Annotated in this window: 16 protein-coding genes; 4 read left to right on the forward strand and 12 right to left on the reverse strand. The window is 41.9% G+C overall.

The features are described from left to right. Position 1: 1 nt before the first annotated feature. The 12 genes from ACT29H_RS15420 to ACT29H_RS15475 form a co-directional block, all read right to left on the reverse strand. On the reverse strand, positions 2–595 hold the full coding sequence (locus tag ACT29H_RS15420; RefSeq protein ID WP_444822548.1) for a CDP-alcohol phosphatidyltransferase family protein: 594 nt from the start codon (positions 593–595) through the stop codon (positions 2–4). A 129-nt stretch (positions 596–724) separates the two neighbouring features. After that, complete coding sequence (locus ACT29H_RS15425; RefSeq protein WP_444822549.1) at positions 725–1,840, reverse strand: SDR family oxidoreductase; 1,116 nt, start codon at positions 1,838–1,840, stop codon at positions 725–727. Positions 1,841–1,857: 17 nt separating this feature from the next. Next, the gene (locus tag ACT29H_RS15430) at positions 1,858–2,532 is read right to left on the reverse strand and encodes a diacylglycerol/polyprenol kinase family protein (protein WP_444822550.1); all 675 of its coding nucleotides are present in this window, start codon (positions 2,530–2,532) and stop codon (positions 1,858–1,860) included. 28 nt (positions 2,533–2,560) lie between these two features. Continuing rightward, positions 2,561–3,292 (reverse strand): phosphatidate cytidylyltransferase, encoded by a 732-nt coding sequence (locus ACT29H_RS15435; protein WP_444822551.1) that lies wholly within the window; start codon positions 3,290–3,292, stop codon positions 2,561–2,563. Positions 3,293–4,141: 849 nt separating this feature from the next. Next, positions 4,142–4,930: a LytR/AlgR family response regulator transcription factor gene (locus tag ACT29H_RS15440; RefSeq protein WP_444822552.1), complete on the reverse strand. Its 789-nt coding sequence runs from the start codon at positions 4,928–4,930 to the stop codon at positions 4,142–4,144. After that, complete coding sequence (locus ACT29H_RS15445) at positions 4,905–6,008, reverse strand: sensor histidine kinase (protein WP_444822553.1); 1,104 nt, start codon at positions 6,006–6,008, stop codon at positions 4,905–4,907. Before ACT29H_RS15445 ends, ACT29H_RS15440 begins: the two co-directional genes overlap by 26 nt. A gap of 8 nt (positions 6,009–6,016) precedes the next feature. Continuing rightward, complete coding sequence (locus ACT29H_RS15450; protein ID WP_444822554.1) at positions 6,017–7,297, reverse strand: TolC family protein; 1,281 nt, start codon at positions 7,295–7,297, stop codon at positions 6,017–6,019. A gap of 16 nt (positions 7,298–7,313) precedes the next feature. Continuing rightward, positions 7,314–10,382 (reverse strand): efflux RND transporter permease subunit, encoded by a 3,069-nt coding sequence (locus ACT29H_RS15455; RefSeq protein WP_444822555.1) that lies wholly within the window; start codon positions 10,380–10,382, stop codon positions 7,314–7,316. Between the two features lie 227 nt (positions 10,383–10,609). Beyond that, complete coding sequence (locus ACT29H_RS15460) at positions 10,610–11,647, reverse strand: efflux RND transporter periplasmic adaptor subunit (protein ID WP_444822556.1); 1,038 nt, start codon at positions 11,645–11,647, stop codon at positions 10,610–10,612. 449 nt (positions 11,648–12,096) lie between these two features. After that, on the reverse strand, positions 12,097–12,759 hold the full coding sequence (locus ACT29H_RS15465; RefSeq protein ID WP_444822557.1) for a hypothetical protein: 663 nt from the start codon (positions 12,757–12,759) through the stop codon (positions 12,097–12,099). A 10-nt stretch (positions 12,760–12,769) separates the two neighbouring features. Beyond that, the gene (locus ACT29H_RS15470; protein WP_444822558.1) at positions 12,770–15,307 is read right to left on the reverse strand and encodes a DUF5686 family protein; all 2,538 of its coding nucleotides are present in this window, start codon (positions 15,305–15,307) and stop codon (positions 12,770–12,772) included. A 720-nt stretch (positions 15,308–16,027) separates the two neighbouring features. Then, positions 16,028–17,224, reverse strand: coding sequence for a pyridoxal phosphate-dependent aminotransferase (locus ACT29H_RS15475; protein WP_444822559.1), 1,197 nt, complete (start codon positions 17,222–17,224; stop codon positions 16,028–16,030). Positions 17,225–17,540: 316 nt separating this feature from the next. Between ACT29H_RS15475 and ACT29H_RS15480 the strand changes: the two genes are divergently transcribed. From ACT29H_RS15480 to ACT29H_RS15495, 4 genes are all read left to right on the forward strand, one after another. Then, positions 17,541–18,314: a DUF481 domain-containing protein gene (locus ACT29H_RS15480; protein ID WP_444822560.1), complete on the forward strand. Its 774-nt coding sequence runs from the start codon at positions 17,541–17,543 to the stop codon at positions 18,312–18,314. Between the two features lie 226 nt (positions 18,315–18,540). Then, the gene (locus tag ACT29H_RS15485) at positions 18,541–21,165 is read left to right on the forward strand and encodes a DUF5686 and carboxypeptidase regulatory-like domain-containing protein (protein ID WP_444822561.1); all 2,625 of its coding nucleotides are present in this window, start codon (positions 18,541–18,543) and stop codon (positions 21,163–21,165) included. 201 nt (positions 21,166–21,366) lie between these two features. After that, complete coding sequence (locus ACT29H_RS15490; protein WP_444822562.1) at positions 21,367–21,645, forward strand: RNA recognition motif domain-containing protein; 279 nt, start codon at positions 21,367–21,369, stop codon at positions 21,643–21,645. Positions 21,646–22,153: 508 nt separating this feature from the next. After that, a complete protein-coding gene (locus tag ACT29H_RS15495; RefSeq protein ID WP_444822563.1) occupies positions 22,154–24,784 on the forward strand; it encodes a valine--tRNA ligase in 2,631 nt (876 codons plus the stop codon). Positions 24,785–25,180 lie beyond the last annotated feature (396 nt).

A 25,180-nucleotide genomic window follows, 5' to 3' on the forward strand; every position in this document is an offset into this window, starting at 1 on the left:
TTCAACTTTCCCGCTTCGCCTTAAGCAACCAGTATAGTCCTTTTACGCCAATTCTTATATCATCCAAATTCAGTAATACAAAAATCTTTTCAATATAAGCAATGGCACCCCATCCTACTGCCAAGTAGTAAAACCAAGGGTAAAAGCCAAATACAAATAACACAAAAAAGAAAACCCCCTGAAGATATCCGGCCGATACCGCTGAATATAAATGAAGCCCCGGAATCTTTCCGAAACGAACAAAAGACACAATATAACTCAATACAAAAACACTCAAAAACAAGTATAGAATCCAAGCATGTGGCTCAATGTCCGACCATTTAAATAAAAAAAGGCCAAGCAGAGCCATAGCATAGGTTACTATATCTGCCAAATTATCCAGCGCTGCACCAAAATGGGTTTGTAAATTGAAAAATCTGGCAATATTCCCGTCTAAGATATCACTCACAAGACTGATGCACAATAGTATTACAAAACTCTCTTCCCGGCCCGATAGCGCCATATACAGAATAACCGGAAAAACCAGCAACCGATACAAACTCAATAAATTGGGAACATTTAATACCTTTTCTCCATTAATTGTCAGTTGTTTCATTCGTATAAAATTTATTTAAGTTATTGGTCCAATGAAATTTATTTAAGACATTAGAAGTTTAGAGTTTATTACGATGTAGATTTTGGTCTCCTTAATCTCTCTAATGATCTATCTGCCTAATCGCCTATATTATTTCCCAATCAATACTGATTCTTTCTTTTCACTTTTTTCGCAAACATTCTCTATAAACCACGACAACATTTTATACACCGTCAGTTCATCCATGTTGTCTTCTCCCCGGACAATTACTTCATCTCGTTTGGATGTATCGAACCTAATATCCAGATTACTATAGCTTCCGGTAAAAGACATCCCAACAGCCATCAGACGTTCCAGCGAGTTCATGTCCGAATGTTCCAATCCCGGATCCGGAATAATAGTTAAAGGAATAAGTTTGTTCAGACTACTTATAAGATACCTGTTTTTCACCGGCTTTTTTGCCACAAAATTCATAATGACCGGGATATCTTTTCGTTGAACCGTCTGCAATAGATAATCAACCACGGTGTTTATAGGGATGAGATTTTGCGTTCCCTCAGGCGCAACTTTTGCCCTGATGATTCGCCCGGGATATCCCTTTGCCAGTCGGTGAACTCTTTTAGCAAAATCGAAGATCCCATAATCGGTGCGTGTTTCACCCGTCACATTATTGCCTGCCACCTGTGATAATCGAATAACGTAACCTCGTAATTGGTCTCGCTCAATGTGTTTTTGAAGAACATTTTCCGCCAGCCGCTTTGACCATTCATAATAGTTTCGAAATGAGGACACATCCCTATCAGGGTAAAACTTCTCCTCAAACACTTCATTTATTTTACCACAAGAATAGGCGGTTCCCACAAAAAAGAAACGAGAAGCATCAGTAGCATATTCCTTAAAAACAGCTACCGAATTTTCCAGTCCCTGCACATTCGTCGAAAGAATTTCTTCTTTTGATTTTTCATCATATTTCAGACTTGCTGCGAAATGAAAATAATCAACTTCTTGACTGAAAATATCACGTAAGCACTCATGAGTAAGCGAAAAATCTTTTTCCACCAGGGAATAATTGTAAACTGACAAGTTGCCATTAAGTTGCAGCTTCCCATTATTAATTTGAATCAGTGCCTGCTCTACTCGTTCTCCGGAAGATAACGATCCATTTCCCCTCACAAGAGCAATTACTTCATAGCCCTGACTCAACAGTTCATTTACAAAATGAGACGCCACATATCCATTGGCACCGTTAACAATTATTCTCTTCATAATTCCTATTTTTTTGATTAGAGAAAAAGTAACAACACTGCAATCACACTCAGTGGTATAGATAAATTGTCAGATCCGCGCCAGCTGATTAACTCCGCCAACATTCCCACAAAAGCCACCACCAAAGAGAGCCAGAATGTCTTTAAGTTAAATACTTCCAAATGAAAATATAGTGCTATCATTGCTATTATCGCCCCGGTAACAAAAAACGATATTGTCCCCAGCCAGGTTTTTTGCAACTTGCGTGTCCCGATTTTTATTCTTCCGTTATACTTTTTAATATTAATACCTAATATCGCAGCCATTGGATCACATATGGCCAATATCAGCATTGGAAGAATATATAAAAACTTATCCCCCAAAACATTGGATATCAAAAACGTAACATATATCGACAAAGGCAGAAGATAACTCCCCATCGACTTGCGACTGATATCATGGATGGATTTCAATTGCCGACTCTTTTGGGTAACCGCCAACACCACAAAAAACAGCATGGCCAAAACAAACACATACCAGTGCGAAGAAAAGACATAGGGAAAAGGAAGCGTTGCAAGGGTCGCCGAGAAATGAGCAAATTTTCTGGTTATCTCCCCCTTTACATTCAAACGACGATAGTTAAGTTCATTAAAGGCTAGTAAAACACTTATCCCGATGAGATAGACAATGGCGATAAAAATTATATTATCCATAACAATTTTAAAATATCTCTATTTTCCTTTAAAAACCAAATACGAGGGCACAAACTCCAACCCACGCTCCCCCGGTTATTAAACTATCAAAACGATCCAGGATTCCTCCATGTCCCGGGATTAAACGACTAAAATCTTTTACTTGGTAGACCCGCTTATAATACGATGCGCCCAAATCTCCTGCGAAGGCAAAAAATATAGTACCCAATGTAACTGTAATGAACTCCGTTCCCGAAAAAGGATACAACCCTTGCAATAATGCTGCACTCAATACAGTCACAGCCATTCCTCCAATTAACCCGCCATAGGTTTTATTGGGACTTATTGACGGAACCAATTTTCGCCGTCCCCACAATTGCCCTGTAATTTGACTAAAACTATCAAAGATGGACACCACCAAAAAGACAAACAGCAACAAGCCTTTATCTTTTTCACTAAAAACATTTAACCCCACTGACAATAGTGAATAGACCACCAACGAAAGAATAAAGAAACCATTATGTCGATGGCCGGACTTATGATACAAACCATACATCTCGGCAAAACCGCCTCCAATAATGAGATAGACTAAATATTTGAAAACAACCGATTGAAGCGTAATACTGAAAAACAGAATATTGATAATGATGAAATAGACAAAAAATTTTGTATAGCTCTTTCTGGCTATCGCAGCCTCCCTCTTTCTGTTAATAAAATAAAATCCGATTCCTCCCAATACAAAGTAGGCTAATATAAATCCATAAATAAGCTTTACCATCATTCCTGTTTACAAAGTTTACCTATACCTGCACGGCCCCACCCGACATCCCGATTACCCTATTCTTTACACCTAGTTATATTTAATTCTATTCTCAAATACAGATCCAACATATTTTCTTATGATTCACTAAATTCAACTGATCCACCAAAAATCCACCCAAGAAAATAAAATCGCCCCTTACATACGTATCCTAAAATAATTACTTCAACAAATAAAAACAAAAAGTTAAATAAATAATTGTTACACAAAAGTTCAAATGTACGGGAACTGTTCTTAAACGGCAATACAATTTCATCGAACCACATAAAAACCCCTCTGAAACGACTAATTTCAAAGATAAGTCATTCTAACGCCTAGCAGCGACTCTACCCTAAGATTCATCAGGATGGTGGACGTTTTAATGAAGCATTCAAAATGGAAGTTGTATTATTCTATTTCCGGAATTTAATTTTGGGACTTGACTTTATGGCTCTGCTATCTTGATATTCCATTTATTAATCATAATATCTAATAACCTGTGTATCTAACCATTTTCTATCGCATCAACACTCCACTGCTACCTTTTCACTCCATAATTAATGGTAAAATATTAAGTGCATAGTTTTTAGTGTCCGGTCGCGTTAACACACATAGCCAAACATCCTACGCCATTCTCTTTCTAATTTACACCATACTTCCAATTCTCACGAGGATAAAAAAAATTATTAGAGGGTTGGATATCAGATCAAAAAAAACATTAACACCTAATTATCAATCAGTTTAACCAGAAAATCAACAATCAATCTAAAAATCTATTTTCCAATTAAGCAAACGAATTAATATCCTACGGGGCCTGATGTTTTAGTAGCCCTACCTGTCCAACCACTTCTTCACCCCACCGGCTTTATTACGACTAACAATGATCCTCGCTGAAGGATTCAGATTAGGCAACAACTTAATGATCAACTTACTGCCAAAATAATTCTCAACTTTATAGATAGCATTAATGTTTAGGATAAACTGGCGATTAACTCTAAAAAACATTTCAGGATTTAATTCTTCCTCCAATTCACTTAAAGTGGAATCCAGAATATGTTCTTTCTGCTTAAAAGTAGTGGCGACCGTTACTTTTCCCTCAATAGAAAAAAAAGCAACCTCCTCTACCGGAACCTGCATAAATCCATCGGCACGAGATACCATTATGCGTTTCCTGTATTGATTTTGCAATTGGGTTACCTGCGATGCCAACTTCCGATAATCAATCTCCAGTGTTCTATTAAAGGGTTTTATAGCATTGACAATTTTGTTTATCTTCTCAAAAACCCCTTTCAGATCCTCTGTTTTTATTGGTTTTAGAAGATATGCAATACTATTAACATCAAATGCTTCCAAGGCATATTCATCATATGCAGTGGTAAAAATGATACCTTTGTTAACAATTTCCACCTGCTCAAAGATGGAAAAACAAATCCCGTCAGCCAGCTGAATATCCATAAAAATCAATGCCGGCTCGGGATGAGTATTTATCCAACTCACGGTATCGGCAACCGTTCGCAACTCACCGACAATCTCGTATTCCGGTTTCAATATTTCTATCTTCTTTCGTAAAGAGGCCGATAGCAGCGGCTCATCCTCAACGATCAATATCTTGAAATTCATATTCATCCTTTTTATCTATCAGAGGAATGGTAACCTTATAAATATCATCAGTATTCACAATTTTCACATCACCACCCAGCCCCAAATATTTATATCTTTTCCTCAAATTCTCCAAGCCAGTATGGGTAGAATAGGTAGACACCTTAGGATTAAAATTGTTTGAAACACTCAAATTTTTTTCCTTAACGGAAATAAAAATGGATAAAGGCTGCTCCTTGGTAGCCATATTGTGTTTAATAGCGTTTTCAATCAGGTATTGAAGACTTAAGGGGGGTAATTTTTTGGTCAACACCTCATCGTTAATCTCAAATTTATAATTTAGGCCTTCTCCAATCCGCTCTTTATGCAGATTGAGATAAGACTTAATAAAACTCAATTCCTCCTCCAATGTAATAAGTTTGACCTTTGAACTCCTCAACACATATCTATACACATCGGTAAAATTTTCAGTAAATCTCAGCGCTTTACCCGGATCTTCTGGAATGATGGCCATCAATGTACTCAAATTATTAAATAAAAAATGGGGATTTAGCTGATCTTGCAATGCAAAATAATCCATTCGTATCTTCTCTCTTCGAAGCTTCTCATTCTCCAAAATAAAAAACTGTAAAGATTTATGATAATTGGTTGAAATGAGAGCTGAAACATACAGCGTTAGAAACAAAACCAATACAGTTAGGGCAAGAGCAAAATTATCCTTATTTCTTATGCCTTCATCCGGAATAAAAAAGGGACGGACAATATTGGCAAAATATCCCACAATTATCAACCACATCAAAGCAAAACTAAAAAGAATAACAACCCTCTTTTTTGGTGCCTCGTGCCATGGATACCTTTTGGCGACCAAAGTATCGAATACAAAAATACCCTCACTCAAAATGACAAAAATAAAGGTTGCAAAAAAAATCCCTTTCCAGTTGATCACCTCAGAACTCACACTATCATTAAGGATGATAAGTATTGAAACAAACAAGAGTGATACAACCACTTCTGCAAAAAAACGTTTGGAGAATGCTATTTTCTTTGGTAGTTGTTTTTTGTCCAAAAAAGAGTGATGTTTACCGCAGGGCTTTGCCATGATACTAATTATTCCTTTAATTCGTTTAGTTGACCAATCGCTTTCAGCCAAGTGGATTTCGACACCTGATAGTTGGATTTGGCTTCAACCAGTGAAGCTTCAGCCCTCTGCCGAGCAGCCTGCGCATTCAACAGATCGGTGATGGTATTTAATCCTGCATTATAGCTAATCTCTGCTTCAGAGAGCGATTCCACCGCTTCTTCAACACTTTTTTGGGCCAGCCCAATTTTCTCAATCCCTTCTTGAAGTTTGAGCCAGGCCTGTTGAATTTCCATATTGATCAACTCCCGATTATTTTCGAGCTCTAATTTAGCCATTTGTTCATCAATTTCCGCTTTTTGCATGCGGTGTTTCATCTCACGCCAATGAATAATTGGCATTGAGAGTTGTGCCCCGGCATTCAGGTGCCAGGTCCCCGACGCGATATCTGGCGCATCCAAATACCCGTAACGAACCTGAGCCCCCAGTTGAGGCAAATAATCGGCTCGGGTCATTTTTTTTTGAAGTTCGCTCAGGGATACTTGATCTTCCAAAATTCTTATTTCCGGACGCACGGAAGGATCTCCTGCCCACTCGGAAAAAACCTCATCATCAGGAAGGGCGACAGTGTTAATGGCGCTCAAAGGCGTTTCAAGAGGACGTCCGATAATTCGAGCCAAATTCATTTGTAGTAAACGAACGGCATTATTGACTTCTAACGCGGTAACTTCTGTTTCGTTCTTTTGAACCCTAACTTTCAACAATTCACTTTTTTGAACCAGACCCAGTTCATAGCTCAACTCCAACTGCTGCTCCAGAGAATCGAGAGCCTGCATAAAACGCATCAATACTTTCTGCTGCTCTTGCATAGCCACCAGATTCCAGTAGGCTTTATCTGTTTGCAGGATAATTTCTGCCGTCTGCATCTCACTGGCATTTTTAGCCATTGAAGCACTCGTCTTGGCCATCTTATTGGCAAGTCTTACTTTTCCTCCTGCATAAATAGCCTGCTGCGCAGCAAATTGCGCCTGATACAATTCTAGGTCATCCCGACTAATACCAAACATTCGAAGTTCTTCCAAATTGGGAATGTATATGGCGCTGGCACTCCCGTCAATGGCTGGCAAATAGGCAGTTCTGGCTTCTTTGACGCCTGCCCGAGTTTTCAGTACCTCCAACAGGGAGGATCGTATTGTTTTATTATTGTCCAACGCTTCCCGACGACTCTCCTCCAACGATATCGTGGTTTGCGAAAAGGCAGACATGCCAAGCATTATAGTCAGAATGAAATATATCGTTTTTCTCATCATTATTGCATTCATTTTTTTATTTAACATCTTCCTCTTTGGCCAACACTCTTGTGTTCACTTTATAAAAAACGGCATAAATGACCGGAAGAATAACAAGGGTTATAATAGTACCAAAGAGTAATCCAAACATAATGGCCACAGCCATCCCCTGAAACATCTCATCAAACAACAAAGGAAACATGCCCAAAATGGTGGTAAAAGATGCCATGGTAACGGGTCTTACCCGGGAAATAGTGGCATCGATTATAGCCTTGAGTTTTTCCTTTCCGCTACGAATATCAATATTAATCTGATCGAGTAGTACGACGGCATTTTTAATCATCATACCGATCAATCCCAACCCACCGACAATAGCAACATATCCAAAATTTAAGCGCGTCACTAAAAAGCCGAAAATAATTCCAATAAAAGCCAATGGCACAATCATAAAGATAAGCACCGGCTGCCGAAAATTATTAAATAATCCTATGGTAATTAGCACCATCAGCAACAATGCCAGTGGTAAATTCTCCATTAGAGCACGATTAGCCTTTTGGCTGTCTTTCAGTTCACCCTGCCACTCTAGTGTGTATCCTTCAGGTAGCGGAATAGCTTCTATTTGGGGTCTTATCTTTTCCATGACTTGAGGTGCCGTAGCTCCCGGCATTGGGTCACACTGGGCTTTAATGGCCCGAAAACCATCGTAACGGCAAATGAGATAATCTTGGCCTTCCATAGCCAACGAATCCACCACTTGTTCCAAAGGGACACTAGTTGAAGAGTAATTTCCCCATATCGGTACCGAATGGAGAGCCGATGGATCATGGGCCAACGAAGGCGCCAGCTTCAACATAAGAGGCAAACGGGTATCCTCCTCATAATAGGCCCCTACGGGCATCCCTTCCGAAGCGATGGAGAGAGCCGACGCCACGGCACTCCGACTGATATTCAACGGACGGGCCTTTTCTGGTGAATAAACAGGCACCACATTCTTAACCTTATTGCCCCAGTTGTCGTTTACATAAATCGCCAAGGGTTCATTCCGCATGATCGACTTAGCCTGTTCAGCTAAATCTCTCAACACGTCAGGATCAGTACCTGAAAACATCGCTTGAATTTTGTAATCGCCCCCTATTGCAGAATATTGTCGACAACGTATGGTGGCGTTGGGAAATTTATCCTTAAAGGCCTTTTCTATTCTGGGCAACACCTCCATGGCTTCTTCGAAAGTATGGGTTTCCACAATCAATTCACCATACGACGGATTAAAATTATTCATGGGGCGCAACAATGTGTACCGAACCGGAGAACTGGCCAGAGACGAAGTCACCTTCGTGATCTCATCCCACGACAACAACTTATCCTGTATATCCCCTAGGTCTTTTTCCACCTGATAAATATCACTCCCGTTGGGCAAACTATATTCCACCATAAACTGATTGTATCTCACTACCGGGAAGAAATCCTTATTCAGCCATCCAAAAGCCATAAACGACAACACCAGAATGACCAAAGTACCCAGCGATACCAACGACTTATGCCACAACGCAAATCGAATAATTTTTCGGAAAATTACATATCCGCGTCCCGAATAAATATCTGCACCTTCCTCTTGTTTCTTTTTCTGATTTAACCCTTTTCGGTAAAATAAAGAAGCCATAAACGGCGCCTGGATCATCGCCAGGATCCAACTCATAATCAATGAAACAGCCAAGACATAAAAGAGCGGTTTCATAAATTCTCCGGCTTCTGTGGTATTAAATGCCATTGGCATGAAAGCCAAAATAGCAATCAGCGTCGCTCCTATCAATGGCATGGCATTTTGTTTAGCTGACAGGACAAACGCTTTCTGTCTTTCTATTCCCTTTTGAATATCAGCAAGAATCCCGTCAACCACCACGATGGCATTGTCAACCAACATTCCCATGGCTATAATGATGGCCGCCAAGGATACCCTGTCAAGCGTCATATCCATAAAACCCATAACGATAAAAGTCCCCAGAATGGTAAAAACCAAACTGCTGGCAATCAATAATCCGGCCCTGAGACCCATGGCCAACAACAACACCGCAATGACGATAAAGACCGACTCAATAAGGTTTATGGTAAAGTCGTTAATAGAGGCCTTCACTCGTGAAGGTTGATCATAAATCTTATGCACGTCAATACCCACAGGAATTTCGGGTATTAGCTCCGCCAGACGGGCATCAATGCGTTGACCCAGTTTAATAATATTATCGCCCGACTCCATCGCAATGGCCAATCCAAGCGCAGGAAAAGTATTAAAAGTCATCCCGTTTTGTTTGGGACGATAAAATCCCTTGGATATATCCGCGATATCACCCAATCGAAAACTACGGCCGTCACCAGTAAAGACATTAAGGTTCCTAACCTCTTCCAACGACGTCAGCTTAGTACCGACATTGAGCCGTATCCGTTCGGTACCTGTCACAATACTTCCGGCGTCTGCCACACCTCCCTCATCATTGAGCGTTTGCACAAGCGCCATAGGATTAATCCCCAAATTTGCAAATTCATCTGCCGAAAAGGATATATTCACTACTTCGGTTTGCTGGCCTATCACTTCGATACGTTTTACTCCATCTACTTTTAACAACTCCTGCCGCAAGAAATCGGTATAATCATCCAACTCTTCATAACTATAGCCATCGTTACTGACCGCAAGGAAAATACCGTAAACATCACCGAAATCATCATTTACTATGGGATCACTGGCTCCGGCAGGTAGCTCCGAACGAACATCGTTTACTTTTCGCCGAAGGTGATCCCAAATTTGAGGTAATTCTGCCGTATTAACATACCCTTCCAGAAATACCGTTATCTGCGACATCCCAGGGAGAGAACGCGACTCTATATAATCTATATTTTCCAATTTCTGAATGGCCTTTTCCATCGGTTCAGTAACCTCCTTATCCACCTCTTCAACCGAAGCTCCCTGATAAGGTGTTATCACAACGGCGGCCTTCACCGGTATTTCAGGATCTTCCAATTTGCTTAGTCCTGAAAATGATCCTATCCCACCTATTACCATTATTATTAAGAGGGTAATAAGCGACGACTTCTTTTGCAGTATTTTCTCTAACATCAGTATTTTTGGTTTATCATTACCACTATAAATGCTGTACCGCGGCTATTCTTTTCAACAAATCTCCACATTAAAACATCAATAAATAGATAATTAAATGGTTAGATATAAGATAAATAGTAAAGGGCTTAGTCCCAATTTTAAGTTCCCGATTTGCCTACCAGTCCATCAATCCAATAAAAAACAATCTAAAAGCAAAAACTTACTAATCTAATTGCCGCCTTCCACTATAGCGGCTTTACCGATTGCCCCTCCTCCAATGAATGAACACCTGCCACGACAATCTTTTCTCCCGTCTTCAAGCCATTGATTATTTCAATCATTCCACCAGGAGAGATATCTCCTGGCACCACCGATCTTTGATGAACATTCTCTTTTTGTGCATCATAAACCCATACAGATGCTTGATTGCCGGAAAAGAAAACAGCTTCGGTCGGGACAACCAACACCTTCGCCTTCCTCGCTTCATTCTCCTTGTTAATGAAAACTCTTGCCGTCATCCCTGGCTTAATCTTTGTAACATCAGGATTTTCCATAGACAACCGTACGTCAAACAAACGGTCATCCCCCGCCTTATGGCTAACCGATTTAATGGTTGCAGTGTATCGGACATCAGATGAATTGACCGCCACTTCCACCTCCTGACCAATATTCAATTCATTGACCGTGCTTTCGGGAACCCCAAAATTCACCTCCAGAATATTAGTATCAATTAAAATAAATACAGGTTGACCGGGAGCTACTGCCTCATGATTATTAATATGCTTTTGGAATACAAAGCCGGAGAATGGGGCTTTCAGACGAGTATCGGCCAAGGCATTTCGGGCATTTTCCCAATTACTTTTAGCAGCTTTAAAAGCCGTTTCAATTTTTTCGTAAGTATTGGCCGGCAATTTATTTTGTTTATATAACTCCGTATATCTTTCCAACTCACCTTTGGCCTGATGATATTGTGCCTCAGCAGCGGCCAGTTGGGTCTGGTAATCCCGTTGATCCAATTCAGCCAAAACTTCTCCTCTCTTCACAAAGTCTCCTTCATCAAAGTAAACCTCCTCCAATATTCCACCCACTCTAAAGGCCATTGATGATTGTCTGTTCTCTTCAATCACCGCATTAAAAGAGCGTTCACCCACACCGGCAGCGGCTTCTACACTGGCCAGTTTGACATACCTCGTTTGGGATTTTTGTTCCGTACTTTGGCTGGCACAACCTGTATTCAAAAAAAAGATACCTACAAGACTAATAATGCCAATAAAACCTCTCATCTTATTATTATTTTGATTTTTACTTATTGCAATATTATTTTCCGCAACAAAAATAAAACGCATCTGGTGCCTTAATAGAATTGTTTAGGGCAACTGATCAATATCGGAGATGAAAGTGCCCCAGCCACATCTGAATTGCAATTGACTTGCCCCCTGCTGTTTTATCTCTAAAAGGAAGAGATTTTAGGATTAAAAAAACAACTTGGAGAGGGAAGTTAGAACAAGGAAGAAACAAAACAATGCAACAAACAGAAATTCAATACACTACATAACCAAACAAATAAAAGAACAGGTCAACGACTGTTCTATTCTTGTAAATTTTATCTAAGTTATTATTGGCCAAATGGAACTCGGATGTCCTAAAGTTTATACATATTCTTGTTGTGACAAACCTTCTTGGTCATGCATGTTTCATTCGAAAAAGGAATGTAGGAATTTGGGCCAAACCATTAATGCAGATAAAAAGTCATCCCGAAACTCACCGCCCAGATCTCATCAAACTGAACAAACTCACTATTCACAGCTTCCCTAATAGCGGAATCAACAGTTGATATCTCCATAAACAAACTACTTTTTCGACGTTCCCGGCTGAAATACCATTCCCCGCTGATAAATGGCATAGCGTATAGCTGATCCTGATAATAATATAAAGCTCGTTGGTACACGGCACCATTAGAGGTAATAGACTCTTCTAGTAGATAGTTGACGGAAAGACCTCCTTTTACGGCTATCTGTTCAGAGACACCCTGCCCCAACAAGGTAAAACTGTTCTTCAGAGTGAGTACTGGCGCTTTTCCGTTTTTCCACTTCATGGGTTTGTACATGTACCCAACCAGCAGTGTTGGCTCGTAAAAATTACGAATCCGATACCCTGCACCGGCAGAAACCTGACCTGCTCGCCTAAGATATTGTACCTTTAAATAGTCGGGAACAATCCCGGAAGGCCTCTTTGCTTTATCTTTTGCCAACAAACGGGATAGTGCCTCATCACTCAAAAGTATGGCCCGGCATTCAGGCAAGTCTTTATCATCATCTTCGCTGCCTGCAAACGCACCCTGAGACATCAACATCAAAACAAACACCAACCATATAGTACCATAACGAAACATCATACACCCTTTTTTATATTTTTATTTCAAAAGATGCCCGAACTCCGAATTTGGGTGCCTCTTCTGTTTCGGTAAGCCGCCAGATGGCATCAAAACGAAAAAAACGCAACACATTTTCAACGCCCACACCGGCTTCAACATAGGGTTTGTTGTTGTAGTCGGAAAAGGTTTCGGGAAATTCCAGCAGCCCACGGTGTCTATTCTCAACACTTCCTAGCATAGCTTTGGCGCTGATCACTTCGCGCAAGCCCAAACGATTCAAAAACGGTAATCGCTTAAACCAAAAACCGTTTAAGTTACATTCGGTAAAAACATGCAAATAACGATCGTGAAAAAACGCCAGATTATTCATCATGTTGAAACGATAACGACTGATACCGTAAGACTCATTTCCCCTTGGTATTTCCAGCAAGGGATAGGGAACCCTGCCGAAGATCCAACCGCCTTCCAATGCATAGCTCAAACGCGCCTGCCCCAAATAATAATGATGCTTAAAACTGGTGTGTATTTTGCCGTAGAGTCCCCGCTCATCATCCACATTTGACATGCCACCCGAAAAAACCATATTTATAACCGGTTTTGGAGATGAAAGATAGATTCTCCGATAACCATAGTCAAGATATTTTTCCATCCACGACCGCCTCAATTTTACTCTTATCTCCGAAGCATCAAAATGGTCCAAAGGAGCTCCATCGGATAGAAAAGGATAAAATTCAGGCGAATAATATCTCAAAGCAGAAGCACTGGTTTTAATGCTAAACCCCGTCCTCACTTCATGGTCGAACGAAGCAGTCAGCTTTTTAACCTGATGCAACTCATCCAGCTCATCCCGCAAAAAAAGGTAGCTGATAAGATTGGAGGTGGATGGGCTCTGTTTATTTTCGTACAAATAGAGAATATTTTCGTTCTCCCCAATCAACACCATGTTATTATTGTACTCGACACTGATCAAATTGCGACGCATGGTGGGTAACAGAACACCGGCCCCCAACCTTCCGAGCCATTGTTCGTTGCGTGTGCCATAGCCCACACCGCCCCAGAGGCTGAAACGATCCGACCATTCATCGCTGGTGCGACCTCCTACATACAGATGTGTCCCTTCAACCTCGTTAAACAGAATCGTCTCATCGAACGGTCCCCACTCAAAACGACCAAAATCATAATAACCGGTCATCGCCATATTGGCCACATTATCGAGAAGTCTCACCACCGGCAGCCGGTTCACCGAATCGATACCCGCCTTAAAGTCCAGATCGGACGAATCCAACGCAACCGGACGCATCATCTGCCAATAGACAGAATCTTTCTTGTTGTAATCGCCGGCTTTCAAGGACTCATAGCTCAGTTGTCGATGACTAAGCACAACATTCTCATTGGGAGCAATATTCACATCCGAAAAATGCATGTAATTGACGGCCTTCAACTCCACTCCCTGCTGATTTTTTTTCAGTTCAATAGGCAGGTAGTCAATGGTAAAAGCAATTTCCGAACTGCCATAAAAAGGGATGGTGTCACCTACCAGTTGATAGTCGGTGCTGATTTTCAATTCCCTGATGAAGTTAAGATGCTCGGTATTGATTAATTGAGCCTCAATATTTCTAATGGCAAAATGGCTTCCCAAAACGCTCATCTCACCACGAAAGGTATTATCTCCTTTCCGTCGGGGTGTAAACCGGATTTTATACTCGGTTCCCTGATCGGTTTTAACCGAATCAAGCAGGTAATAGTTATAGTAGAACCAGCCATTGTCATGAGCCGGACTGATAAACTGCTGCCCCAGAAAAGGAAGTGTATTTTCGTAAAAGTTAAGCCCGTCATCAAGACCGGACGTAAACCCGGAAATCTCTGTCTCCTCAAGCATCCCTAATCCGATGGTATGATCTGCCTCTATGGTTGATTTGCGTTTTGGGGGGGCTTTCTGAAATTCGTTAAACACCACCTGCTCCGAAAAATACACCGGCAAATAACGCACTTGACCATCATACCCGAAGACCCCTCTCGCAGGCTTAAATATATTCCATTGAGTCATCTTGTCCGAAATATTATTGATTCGATAGTCCCACTTGGTGTAACGTCGGTAAGAATAGCGCTCCAAACCGGCCGGATTGTTTTTCCCCTTATGCGCCGCCAATCCCTTCATGACCCTTCGTATGGGACCGTCATCAGGCGTCACTTCTATCTCTTCCAAGCTGATTTGAGTAGGGTGCATACGAACCTCCAAATTCTGCACGCCGCCTTGTTTGACCCCATAGCGCCGGGTGACATACCCCAATGATGAAAAAACAACAGTATCAACCCAAACGTCAGCAGTCAGAGAAAAAAACCCCAACGTGTCGCTGGCCGTCCCAATCGTCGTCCCTTTGAAACTTATATTGACCAATGGCAGGGGGGCTCGGGTTACCTCATCATACACCCATCCTTTTACCACAGTAGTCTGGCCAAAAACATTTGAACCAAACAAAATCCAAAATGCAGTCAGTAACCTCAGAAAATATTCGGCTGTTTTTTTATCTTGAGATTCCTCTAATTGTATAACACTTATTATTCGCATCTTATACCAACAGATACGACCTCCTTCAGGGTCGGGGATAGAATGGTTATTTGAATTCCTGTCAACCTATTGAACAAAAAACAAAACTACGACATGCCTTTTTTCTTTAGTTTTAAATTTCGATCAACCACAAAAAATTAACGGCGGAATAACATTTTCGGCTGCTGAACCGTTTTGGTTCTTCCATCATAAAAATTGGGAAACGTAATGTGGCAGGACTGTCTATTCATCCTATTTTGGAGAACAACAGCATTGTGATTTTTTCATTCAAAGGTGGAACCATTCAGTTTTGTTTATTAATCCATTAGGTATTCACAAAACCTTTACATATTGCAACATCAGACTAAATGGCACAAATCTTTATTGCCAGATGGTTCATTCGATGGGTCTTAAACGGGTAAAACCTTCAAAAAACAACAGCTTGCAACCATTGGAGATAATTACCTTATTTCAGGAATTCCATTCAATTGGCGAAAGACACTAAAGACAACAATATTCCTATCCTAGCAATTTGCTAAAACCAAATATATAAATGTAAGATACAAGATTTATAGATACAGGAAGACAGAGCTTCTGCTCTCTGTTTTTTGTTTTCTGGGCCGTAGTTTACAATACAAAATTGGTTCATCACAATTTGCACTTTTGTGATGAACCAAAGAATTAAGGTTGATCTCCTCACAATCTAATTCTAACAGTCGATCAGCCTAATCATCCAATAGCCTATTGCCGCCCCGGGTACACCTCAAGTGCTTTGCGCAACACCGTCACCGCTTTAGCCAGATCGTCACGATTCAGAACATAGGCAATACGAACTTCGTTGCGTCCCTTATCATTGCTCGAATAGAAGCCGGAACCCGGAGCCATCATCACCGTATGCCCCTCAAATTCAAAATCATTAAGAATCCATCGACAAAATTGATCCGAATCATCCACCGGCAGCTTCACCATTGTGTAGAATGCCCCCTTGGGCTCAGGACAAACCACACCGGGGATTTGGTTCAACTCTTTCACCAAAAAATTACGACGCTGAACATACTCTTCTTTGACATCAGAAAAATAATGATCAGGCGTATCCAGCGAAGCCTCACCAACGATCTGGCCCAGACCGGGAGGACTCAGTCGTGCCTGACCAAACTTAAGGGCCGTTTCGATGAGTTGGCGATTTTTCGAAACCAATGCCCCGATCCGAACGCCACACTCACTGAAACGCTTCGACACCGAGTCGATCATCACCGCATGCTCTTTCAACCCTTCCAGATGCATAACCGAAAAATGACGTGCACCATCGTAACAAAACTCACGATAAACCTCATCGGAAAAGAAAAAGAGATCATGCTTTAGCACCAAATCTCGTAGTGCATTCAATTCTTCTTCAGAATAAAGATATCCGGTGGGATTGTTCGGATTACAGATTACAATTCCTTTGGTGCGAGAGGTTATCAGCTTTTCAAAATCTGCCACAGGAGGCAAAGCAAAAGCGTTGTCGATAGCCGATGTTACAGGAACTATGTGGATGCCTGCAAGGGTGGCAAAACCATTGTAGTTGGCATAAAAGGGCTCAGGCATAATCACCTCATCACCCGGGTTCAAACAGCTCAGAAATGCAAAGGTAAGGGCCTCTGATCCTCCGGTGGTAATCAATATTTCGTTATAATCCACATCGATTCCTATGGAACGGTAGTATGATGCCAGTTTTCGTCGATACGTCTCATTTCCTGCCGAATGGCTGTATTCAATAACTTTCAGATTAAGATGATGAAGAGCATCAAATGCCACTTCAGGTGTAAAAATGTCGGGCTGACCAATATTCAAATGAATAACGTGGATTCCTTTTTGTTTGGCTGCCTCGGCATAAGGCACCAACTTACGTATAGGTGAGGCAGGCATGGAGTTGCCCCGCTGAGAGATTTTTGGCATTGTCCTGTGTTTTTGCGTTTATCCAAAATTACACCTGAAATGTGACAAAGATAATGATCATTGACATACTTTTACAATTGTTTTGGATCAATTACAATTTTAGTTGTCTTTTGCATGCCTCTCTTTTTTAAATAAATTTGTTGCGCTTATGAACAATAGGCCGTGAATATAATAGGTCAATAGGCTAATAGGTCAATAGGTTAATAGGCTGATAGGTCAATGGATTGAGGAAATTGAAGAGATTGATATGCTAATATGCTGATGTTGACTTAGGGGTTGAAGCTTAAGAACTAAAAACTAACATATAAAATCTATTATGGGGAATTATCGTTTTTCATTCTTGCTGATATTCATTCTTTTCACCGGTTTACTGTCTTATACTGATGCCCAAATTGTCAGCATCGATAAACGGAGAACCAAAGATCCCAATAAAGGCCTACAAGGGGAATTCAACCTGGGTTTCAATCTGATTCACACCACCACCGATCAGAAACAACTGAGCTCCCGTCTGAAATTGCAGTATAACGATGAGTTAAATACCTATCTACTCTCCACCGATCTTAGTTTTAACGAAGTGGGGAGTGAACGAAACGTTAACAATGGAGGACTTATGCTCAAATACAATTACTGGGTTCCCGACAAGATCGTTATTGCCGAAAGTTTTTTTCAATACCAGTACAACCGCGTCAAAAGTCTTAAACATAGATACATCCTGGGAGGAGGTCCTCGTTTCAACATTGCTGACAAGGAAAAATTCTCCTTCTTCCTGGTAGGATACACCATCTACCTTAACGAATTATATGAATACAGCGATTTCGAACGTCGTAAAAGTTTGGTCAAATTCAGCTCCATGGGTAGCTTCAACTGGACCATCAGTCCCTCGGCGTCTATCAACAACACCACCTATTATGAACCCGATTATTCCGATCCGGCCGACTACCGGATTTGGAGCGAATCCAACCTCAATCTGAAAATATCCAAAAACTTTAACTTCGGATTGTTTGTAAAACTGGAATACGACAACACCGCACCTCCCGATGTGGATAAGTTATTCTACACCGTAAAAAACTCCTTCCAGTGGAAGTTTTAACCGGAATTAGGGCATGTAACATAGGGCATGGGGCTATGCAAATGTGCTGATTCCCTTTAATCACCTGATAGACTATTAGGCCATTAAACTTATGCCTGCCAGAACTAGCCTTAAAGAAATCAATAGCTCTATCAATTAAACCAGAAACTCTAACTTTCATTTTTTTGGAATAAATTTTGCTATCCAATAATCGTTACTATGTTCATTCACCCTCAACCAATTCCCCATGAACTTAAGATTCACCATCCTCTTTTTTTGTACCCTTCTACCAACCATTCTGTTTTCTCAAGGGATCAGAGGAACCGTCACCGATGAACAGAATACCCCACTGCCCAATGTCAGTATTTACATTCCCGACTTAATGACTGGGACAACCAGCAACCTCAACGGAAATTATGAAATTGAGCTACCCCAAGGAGAATATCTGTTAATTTTCCAGAGTCTGGGCTTTAAACGGCGCGAATATAAGTTGACCATTGGCGACACATGGGTTGATCTTGATATCAGTCTGGAACCTCAGAATTACCGGCTGCCCGAAGTGGTTGTCAACCCCTCGGGTGAGGACCCCGCCTATGCCATCATGCGCAAAGCCATTGGTATGGCCCCCTACTATTTACGACAAACCAAACAGTACACCGCCGAAGTCTATCTGAAGGGCTCATTCAGGATGGATAAAATACCCCGGCTTTTGAGGAAGTCCTTAACCGTACAGGTTAACGACACGGAAGTTCCGCTGGAAGAGGGCCGAACCTATACCATGGAGTCGATGAACAGAATTCACTTCATCGCCCCCGACACATTCAAACATACCGTTCTGGCCTCACGCACCTCATTCCCTGCAGGTGATGAATCGGTAGCACTGGGGTTTATCAACAGCAGCTTTTATGAGCCCGACAACGGAATGATCATTTCACCGCTGGCACCACAAGCCATGCGGCATTACAAGTTTCGTTACGAAGGTTACTTTGAAGAAGGTAACGTGGAAGTGGATAAAATAAAAGTCATTCCCAAACGAAAAAGCCAGCAACTGGTATCCGGATATATCTATATTGTTCATAACCTGTGGAACCTCCATTCGGTAGACCTCACTGCTCAAACTTTTTGGGGAACGATTAATATTAATCAATTGTTTCAGCCGGTCGAGGAAAACGCCTGGCTACCCGTAACTCACCAATTTGACCTCGATTTAAAAGTAATGGGCGTGAAAGCCGTTATTGATTATGCCGGCTCGGTAAAATATACCGACGTAGCACTGAATGATGCGATCAACGTTGCAGCACTGACCGGATCATACCCGGTTTCTTCGGAGGAAAAACCGCATAAAGAACAATCAGAATCTGATCCAAAAGAAAAGAAAAACAGGGAAAAAATAGACCAGTTACTGTCCAAAGAAGAACTCAGCAACCGTGAGATGATGAAACTGGCACGGCTCATGGAAAAAGAAACCAAAGATGAAGAGCCCGTCTCGCTGGAGCAAACAGGCACCTATCACCTCGATGTTAAAAAAGATTCCATAAAGCGGGATTCCACATTCTGGAACAAAATACGTCCCGTGCCCCTCACCCCCATTGAGCATCAAAGCTTTGTGCTGGCAGACAGTCTGAAAGCCTTCGCCGATAACCAAAACGACACAATCAATCAGGAAAAGCCCGGACGCATCAGCAAAACCATATCGCTGCTTACTTCAGACCAACAGCTCTACATGGCTGATTCAGCTCTTACAATAAATTACAAGGGTCTTATCCGCCCGGGAAATCTGGGCTTTAATCCGGTGGACGGATGGAAATACAAACAATCGCTTAATGTAACATGGAAACAGGATTCAGCCCGGCAACTTACCTTCACCCCCGAAGCAACATGGGCTTTTGCACGTAAAGAGCTGATGTGGAAGGCAACATTGACCCGGGATTATGCGCCTTTGCTTCGGGGACAACTATCGGTGGAAGCAGGCGACCAAACTTCTGCCTTCAAGCCGGCAGAAATGGATATAACCCCCTTTACCGACATGGTGGCATCGCTCTTCTTTAAAGAGAACTACAAAAGATATTACGGACAACAATTTGTTCGGGTGAGCAACAAAATAGATCTTGCCAACGGATTACAATGGGATTTCTCGGCAGGCTATGAATGGATCAGCCCCCGTTTCAACCATACCAACTACTCATTTTTCAAAAAAGAAGAATATTACCATTTCAATCTGCCCGAGAACAATGCGGCAAAGGCGATACATCTGAAAGAGCAGAACAGCCTGACTTGGCATACCGCCCTGACCTACACTCCTCAATACTTTTATCGAATAGAAAAAGGGAAAAAAATCATGACCCATTCCCGATATCCTACATTCGGGATATCCTTGACGCAAGGGATAAAGGCGCCGGACAGCGATGCCGATTATCTGTTGCTGGAGGGATCGGCCCAACAGATGAAAGAACCGACACTCTTCCCCTCCTTTTCGTGGCGCCTAGCAGGTGGATGGTTTGTGAAAAACAAATCGTTACACTTCTCTCAATTCAAGCATTTTAATGCATCATCGATCCCGGTGAGAATTACAGGAGGACAGGCGTTCAGACTTCTAAACGATTATGAAGCTTCCACCAACGAATGGTACGCCACAGGCCATTTAAGCTACTCATCACCATATCTTTTGCTGAAAAATCTCCCGTTGCTGAGCAACCGCCTTTGGCAGGAGTCCCTCCATGTGGACTATCTGCATACCCCTCAACTGAACAATTATGTTCAGGCCGGCTATTCCATCGATCAGATATTCCTGATGGGAAGCCTCGGAGTCTTTGTGGGATTTGAAGACGGTCAGTATCGCCACTGGGGCATTAGTGCCGTTTTGGAATTTTAAGAAACAACCACTTTGAGTTTCGGAACTTTGTCGTCGCTAAAACATTGGCTAACAAAAAATATCCATTTTTACGTGCAATTGGCAAACAATTGTCTTACCTTGCACAATGGTAATCAACAGATACAGTAACGCCCTAACAAAAATGAGCTTTGCAGTATTTCTATTTGAATGCCGACATTTATTAATTATTTCTATTTTATTATGAACATTTTTGTAGCAAAGCTCAGCGCCCGCACAAAAAGTGAGGACTTGGAGCAAATGTTTGGTGAATTTGGAGAGGTAACCTCCGCAAAAGTTATTATGGACCGGGAAACCGGTTATTCAAAACGTTTTGGCTTTGTGGAAATGCCAAACGACGATGAAGCACAAACAGCCATTGACAGTCTCGATGACAAAGAATTCGACGGAAGCCGAATTGTGGTAAAGAAAGCTCGCCCCCGTGAAGAGGTCGGCAGCAGAACCGGACGACATTTTGGTTAGTCCCTTAACCTAAATGAAGTAAAAGAGGATGCCTGTAAATGCTGGAATTCTTCGAGCCAATTTTATAATGTTTTGAGAAATGTTTCTTTCCCAATTTCAATATAATTTTTGCCTCAGTGTAAAATTTTAGCCTTTTAAGACAGCCTCTTTTTTCATTAGTATATAATTTTTTTAATTTATTGGTCTAATGAAACTAAAAGTAGGCATTAGTGGTTAGGGTTGAGTCTATTTAGCACATCAATCCCTTCAATCCCTTAGCCTATCAACCTATCAACCTATTAACCTATTAGCCTATTAACCTATCAGCCTATCAACCTATTAGCCCATTAACCTATCGGCCTAACAACCTATCGGCCTATCAACCTATTAGCCTATCAACCTAAAAACCTATCGGCCTAGTGTCCCCTTCTGCCTCATTTTATTACACATCCTTGCCTCTTAATGCCAAAAGGTCGGGGAGTTTTTGTATTTTTGCACTTTCTATAAAAAAAAGAAAGTTCATCGTATTATGGAAATTGCAAGCAAATACAGTCCGGTCGAAACAGAAGAGAAATGGTATCAATACTGGATGGAGCAGAAATTCTTCCAATCTGTTCCTGACGAGCGTGAACCTTACACCATCGTCATACCCCCGCCCAATGTGACAGGGGTGTTGCACATGGGACACATGCTCAACAACACCATCCAGGATATTCTGGTGCGCCGGGCGCGTATGCAGGGCAAAAATGCCTGCTGGGTGCCGGGAACCGACCATGCATCCATTGCTACCGAAGCCAAAGTGGTTAACAAGCTTCAGGAAGAAGGCATTTCCAAACAATCGCTGACGCGTGAAGACTTTCTGAAACATGCGTGGGACTGGACCAACAAACATGGAGGTATCATCCTGGAACAGCTTAAAAAGCTGGGGGCTTCCTGCGACTGGGACCGTACCTGCTTCACCATGGACGAAGTCCGCAGCCAGGGCGTCATCAAAGTTTTTGTGGATCTTTATCGTAAAGGCCTTATCTATCGTGGCATCCGAATGGTTAACTGGGACCCGGCAGCCAAGACTGCCTTATCGGACGAAGAGGTCATCTATCGCGAAGAACAATCCAAGCTATATTATATTCGCTATCAGGTGGAAGGGGAAAATGATCAATATGTCACCATCGCCACCACCCGTCCCGAAACCATTTTGGGCGACACGGCTGTATGTGTCAACCCCAATGACGAACGCTTCCGACACATTGTGGGCAAAAAAGTTCTGGTACCCCTCATTGGCAGAGCCATTCCCGTTATCGAAGATGAATATGTGGATATGGAATTCGGAACCGGCTGTTTGAAAATCACCCCGGCTCATGACATTAATGACTACGAGATTGGAATGCGCCACAACCTGGAGTCAATAGATATTCTCAATGACGACGGGACCTTAAACGAGGCAGCACAGCTCTTTGTGGGAGAAGACCGTTTCGACGTTCGTGAAAAAATTGCTGTCGAACTGGAAAAGTCAGGTAACCTGGTTAAGATCGAAGACTACACCAACAAAGTAGGTTTTTCGGAACGTACCAATGCCGTTATAGAACCGCGCTTAAGCACACAATGGTTCCTGAAAATGTCGGATCTGGCAAAACCGGCACTAAAAGCCGTCATGGATGACGAAGTTCGTTTTCATCCTGCCAAATTCAAAAATCTCTACCGCCATTGGATGGAAAATGTAAAAGACTGGTGCATCTCTCGCCAGCTGTGGTGGGGACATCGTATTCCGGTCTATTACCTGGAAGATGGAAGTTATGTGGTTGCAGAAACCCCGGAAGAAGCCGTTGAACTGGCCCGGGAAAAAACAGGTAACCCCTCGCTCACCGAAAAAGAGCTGAAACAGGATGAAGATGTTCTCGACACCTGGGCATCGTCGTGGCTGTGGCCCATCACTGTATTCGACGGCTTCAACCCCGACAATAAAGAGATCGACTATTACTATCCCACCAACGACCTGGTGACGGCACCCGAAATCATCTTCTTCTGGGTGGCCCGGATGATCATGGCCGGATACGAATATCGAGGCACCTATCCATTCAAAAATGTATATTTTACCGGTATTGTACGCGACAGTCAACGGCGTAAAATGTCCAAATCGCTGGGTAACTCACCCGAACCACTCGAGCTCATAAAAAAATATGGCGCCGACGGCGTGCGCATGGGAATGCTGCTGTGCTCTCCTGCCGGTAACGATATCCTCTTTGATGAAAGTCTTACAGAACAAGGACGTAACTTTTCCAACAAGATATGGAATGCCTTCCGATTAGTGAAGACCTGGAAGGTGGATGAAACGCTGGAACAACCTGAAAGTTCTGTATTGGCCATCGAATGGTTCCGTAATAAACTGAATCAGGCCATCAACACCCTTGATAACCATTTCGAAAAATACCGGATCTCTGATGCATTAATGGAAGTCTATCTTTTATTCCGAGAAGAATTTTCATCCTGGTATCTGGAAATGATCAAACCCGGCTATCAACAGCCCATTGACGGTAAGACATACGCAGACACCTTAAACTTCTTCGATGAGCTGATGCGCCTGATGCATCCCTTCATGCCTTTCATCACAGAAGAAATTTGGCACCACCTGGCACCCAGAAAAGAAGGTGAAAGCATCATGATCAGCCTGCAACCTAAGGCAGACAAAGTAGATGTTGCTACACTTCAACAATTTGAGCACGTCAAGGAAGCCATTGCTGCCATACGGAACCTGAGACAGGAGAAAAATCTGTCGCCACGAGAGCCTCTCGAGGTAAAAATCATGGTGGGCAAAGATGGCTATTTTAACCGGTTCGATCCAGTACTGAAAAAAATGGCCAACCTGGAAAACATAGAAGAAGTGAAGGATAAAGTGGAAGGCGCTGTTTCCTTCCTGATCAAATCATCCGAATACTTCATTCCTCTAGACGGGCTAATCAACACCGAAGAAGAAATTGCCAAACTGGAAGAAGAACTTAAGCGAATGAAAGATTTCCTCAACGGTGTAATGAAAAAACTCAGCAACGAGAAATTTGTCGCCAATGCTCCTGCCAAAGTGGTAGATCTGGAAAAGAAGAAAAAAGCCGATGCCGAAGCTAAAATTGAAGTCCTTTCGCAAAGTATCCGAAATTTGAAGGGGTAAGATTACTGTGGCAAAAGTTTACTAGCTGAAGATAGTAGTTTTTTAGTGATTGGTAAATAGTCATTGGTGCTGATTCCCGTCGGTGTGGAATGAAAATTCCACAGGATGAACAACAATTACATATATTCATACTCAATCGATTGCCTGCAAACGACTCAGTCGATTGCTTCGATGCGACACAATCGCATGCTTCGATGCGACGCAATCGCACTGTGCAGAGATGGTTTAATCGCATGAAATGAGCATGACAAGCAAGGTTTTGCCATAAACCCGAAAAATGCATTAGAAAATCTATTACGAAGTTCTAATGCATAATTCGGGCAATGTCGTTTAGTTAAGGACAAAAAGCCTACTATTTAATTGTATAGTAATATTGTATATAATTTATTTTGTCGT

Source organism: Thermophagus sp. OGC60D27, from assembly GCF_052400625.1.
Classification (GTDB): Bacteria; Bacteroidota; Bacteroidia; order Bacteroidales; family Marinilabiliaceae; genus Thermophagus.

Excerpts from the sequence above, each read along its gene's own strand:
- ACT29H_RS15420 (WP_444822548.1), bottom strand. The coding sequence starts at position 595 with ATGAAACAACTGACAATTAATGGAGAAAAGGTATTAAATGTTCCCAAT.
- ACT29H_RS15425 (WP_444822549.1), bottom strand. The coding sequence starts at position 1,840 with ATGAAGAGAATAATTGTTAACGGTGCCAATGGATATGTGGCGTCTCAT.
- ACT29H_RS15430 (WP_444822550.1), bottom strand. The coding sequence starts at position 2,532 with ATGGATAATATAATTTTTATCGCCATTGTCTATCTCATCGGGATAAGT.
- ACT29H_RS15435 (WP_444822551.1), bottom strand. The coding sequence starts at position 3,292 with ATGATGGTAAAGCTTATTTATGGATTTATATTAGCCTACTTTGTATTG.
- ACT29H_RS15440 (WP_444822552.1), bottom strand. The coding sequence starts at position 4,930 with ATGAATTTCAAGATATTGATCGTTGAGGATGAGCCGCTGCTATCGGCC.
- ACT29H_RS15445 (WP_444822553.1), bottom strand. The coding sequence starts at position 6,008 with ATGGCAAAGCCCTGCGGTAAACATCACTCTTTTTTGGACAAAAAACAA.
- ACT29H_RS15450 (WP_444822554.1), bottom strand. The coding sequence starts at position 7,297 with ATGATGAGAAAAACGATATATTTCATTCTGACTATAATGCTTGGCATG.
- ACT29H_RS15455 (WP_444822555.1), bottom strand. The coding sequence starts at position 10,382 with ATGTTAGAGAAAATACTGCAAAAGAAGTCGTCGCTTATTACCCTCTTA.
- ACT29H_RS15460 (WP_444822556.1), bottom strand. The coding sequence starts at position 11,647 with ATGAGAGGTTTTATTGGCATTATTAGTCTTGTAGGTATCTTTTTTTTG.
- ACT29H_RS15465 (WP_444822557.1), bottom strand. The coding sequence starts at position 12,759 with ATGATGTTTCGTTATGGTACTATATGGTTGGTGTTTGTTTTGATGTTG.
- ACT29H_RS15470 (WP_444822558.1), bottom strand. The coding sequence starts at position 15,307 with ATGCGAATAATAAGTGTTATACAATTAGAGGAATCTCAAGATAAAAAA.
- ACT29H_RS15475 (WP_444822559.1), bottom strand. The coding sequence starts at position 17,224 with ATGCCAAAAATCTCTCAGCGGGGCAACTCCATGCCTGCCTCACCTATA.
- ACT29H_RS15480 (WP_444822560.1), top strand. The coding sequence starts at position 17,541 with ATGGGGAATTATCGTTTTTCATTCTTGCTGATATTCATTCTTTTCACC.
- ACT29H_RS15485 (WP_444822561.1), top strand. The coding sequence starts at position 18,541 with ATGAACTTAAGATTCACCATCCTCTTTTTTTGTACCCTTCTACCAACC.
- ACT29H_RS15490 (WP_444822562.1), top strand. The coding sequence starts at position 21,367 with ATGAACATTTTTGTAGCAAAGCTCAGCGCCCGCACAAAAAGTGAGGAC.
- ACT29H_RS15495 (WP_444822563.1), top strand. The coding sequence starts at position 22,154 with ATGGAAATTGCAAGCAAATACAGTCCGGTCGAAACAGAAGAGAAATGG.